Raw genomic sequence first — 1,874 nt, 5'->3', positions numbered from 1 at the left:
AAAGTATATTCGGAAACCCTTAGGCCTCCATTTATCTCAATCCCGAAGGGTGTCAATTTTAACTTCCCCCCAAAATTTTAAACAAAATAACAAAAAAAACTTATATTTTTTCCAAAATTGCTTGACAAAGTTTGTAAAATTTGCAGCCTCGCACTATAGAAACTATTTACAAAATATTGCGAGGTGATTTTTTATGTTAGGTTATTGGCGTAGCCATTTTGATTATCAAAATTTTCTTTTATCAAGCATTATTAAACTTTATAAAGCTAACCCTACTATCGTAGAATACTATTCATCAAGCATCCAAAAACTCTACACTTTAAATCTTGATGACATAAAATCATTAGTCAGTCCAATGTATTCTTTAACTGGTAAACCTTCAAATCAACAACCTGAACTTCTTAGGTCATTTATTTTAATGTCCGATTTAGGTTTTTATAGTTTACCTAAATGGATTAAACACTTACGTGCACATGATATACTTTGCACCATCATTGGTGTTCAAAAATCTAATGTACCAGGATTAGGTACTCATTATGATTTCATATCAAGATTTTGGGGCATGAGCCCTGAGGCTGAAAAATCAGCCAAGGACTCCCTTCATCCTTTTACTTCCAAGCCCCGTAAAAAACTTGGCAAGAATGAAAAACTACCACCAAAACATCCTGGTGTTATTAAAAATTTAGTTGAACAAGCTCTTACGGGACGAACCATCGAAACTCGCCATGAAAAGCTATTTCAACAAATTTTTGCAAAGTTAGCTGTTGAGCCTTCTGCCAAACTAGGTCTCCTTGGTAATACTCAAAAACTTGATATATCTGGAGATGGCACCTGTCTTGAAACAGGCGGAAGCTCATTAGGCATTAAGACCTGCGATTGTGTTAAAAAAGGTGTTTTTAACTGCAAATGCAATAGAAGATTCTCTGACCCTGACGCTAGACGCGGTTGGGACAGTTACCACGAAAAGTGGTATTATGGTCATTGCCTATATTTTCTTAGTGTCTATAATCCTAATGTTAAAAAGGATCTTCCTATATATTTTAGGATGGTACAAGCACAGCGTTATGATGGTGTTACTGCAATTTTTGCACTTTCAGAAGTTAGAAAGATGTATCCTTTGTTTAACTTCGATAAGTTCATCGCAGATGCTGCTCATGATAACTATCCTACGTATAAACTTCTTAATGAATGGAATATAAAAGCTGTTATATCCCTTAATCCAAAGGGTAAAGGTAAAAATAAATATGAACCACCAATTGGATATACTAAGGACGGTATTCCCATCTGCAAATGCAACCAACCAATGGTATATGATTGGTACGATAAAGGCAGAAGTAGAATTAAATATAGATGTCCTTTAGTAAAAGGTAAAATTAAAGAATGTCCTCATAAGGAAGAATGTTCTCCTAGTGCCTACGGCCGTGTAATATACGTAAAGCCAAGTGATGACTTGCGTTTATTTACTGCTATACCTAGAAACTCTGACCTTTGGAAACAAATAATGAAAAAGAGAACTTCTTCAGAGCGAGTAAATAAAAGAATACTGGAAGACTATAATATGGAAGAATCCCACTGTCGTGGTAAAAAGCGTTGGTGTTGGTGGACATTAATCCATAGCATCAATATTCATTTGGATGCTCAACTATCTATTTCTAAAATTAACATATTGGACATTCTAGAATTAGCTATAAATAAAGCCTGCTAATCTAGATAATTGTTAAGTTTTCACAAAATTCACCTATCGGTGAGTTAGCTTTGCTATACTCTTTTTTAAGTAAAACTAAATAAAAACCATAATATAATAAGTGCTCCGCACTAAAATAATATTAGTGTTATTGAAAAACTTATTGGAAATTAGTTTCCGAATTCACTCA

1 protein-coding gene is annotated in these 1,874 nt (G+C 33.9%); it reads left to right on the top strand.

Annotation, left to right across the window (positions count from 1 at the left end):
- The first annotated feature begins 193 nt into the window (after positions 1-193).
- Positions 194-1,705 (top strand): transposase, encoded by a 1,512-nt coding sequence (locus FGK85_RS15050; RefSeq protein ID WP_138207964.1) that lies wholly within the window; start codon positions 194-196, stop codon positions 1,703-1,705.
- The last annotated feature ends 169 nt before the right edge of the window (positions 1,706-1,874 follow it).

It is taken from the genome of Haloimpatiens lingqiaonensis (assembly GCF_901447495.1).
GTDB classification, from domain to species: Bacteria; Bacillota; Clostridia; order Clostridiales; family Clostridiaceae; genus Haloimpatiens; species Haloimpatiens lingqiaonensis.
Note: the sequence above shows the minus strand (reverse complement) of the source record. Positions and strands in the feature narration are given on the sequence as shown.